Raw genomic sequence first — 767 nt, 5'->3', positions numbered from 1 at the left:
TGACTTAGAAAAAATAGCTTTAGGACAAGCGAATTGTAGGCGCTCAAGTTAGTCGTCTAACTTGATTACACTACGCTTTAGGGAGGATTATGCGAATATCGGGCCAATATCCGCTATTTAGAGAATGGTACTTAATTTAATGAATATCGAATAGCTGTTTAAAATTAGAGATCTCGAATATCTTTTTTACCTCATCAGAACAGTGAACTATGCTGATTTTTACATCTTCTTTTGCGTGATCCTTAAGTAACAACAACATTCCCAAAGCAGAGCTGTCTAGATAACTGACGTCGCGCATATCGATGCGATATTCACTAACACCGTTGTCTTTTCCTTCGTAAGCGTCACAAAAACTCTGATGCGAAGCAAAGTCAAAGCGACCTTTAATCGCAATAGTTAGAGAGTTATCATCCGTTGAAAGTACTGATGTGATTGACATTTATGCCTCACCCTTGTCTAAATAGATATTTCCTAACGCTACCTTTCACAAGCCTTAAGTAGCGCTTCTCGAATTTTATTTATCGGGAGCACTTTTTGCACAGCGTTAAGTTTAACAGCTGCGCCGGGCATTCCCCATACAACACTCGTTGCTTCATCTTGAGCAAAAGTTGCACCGCCCACTGAAAGTATTCTTTCCATACCTTCGGCGCCATCACTTCCCATCCCCGTTAGGATAGCTGAAACTGCATATTTCCCATAATGCTGTGCGACTGAGTCGAATAATACATTGACCGAAGGCTTATGACCACTGACCTTCTCTCCATCAT

2 protein-coding genes are annotated in these 767 nt (G+C 40.9%); both read right to left on the bottom strand.

Features of this window, described 5'->3' with window-relative positions:
- Positions 1-136: 136 nt before the first annotated feature.
- Positions 137-439, bottom strand: coding sequence for an STAS domain-containing protein (locus tag A3757_RS00365; RefSeq protein WP_068554015.1), 303 nt, complete (start codon positions 437-439; stop codon positions 137-139).
- Positions 440-477: 38 nt separating this feature from the next.
- The coding region (locus tag A3757_RS00360) for a CheB methylesterase domain-containing protein (RefSeq protein WP_197469599.1) at positions 478-767 on the bottom strand (290 nt) is incomplete at its 5' end.

Source organism: Oleiphilus sp. HI0117 (assembly GCF_001635235.1).
This window is presented reverse-complemented; position numbering and strand designations above follow the sequence as displayed.

Excerpts from the sequence above, each read along its gene's own strand:
- A3757_RS00365 (WP_068554015.1), bottom strand. The coding sequence starts at position 439 with ATGTCAATCACATCAGTACTTTCAACGGATGATAACTCTCTAACTATT.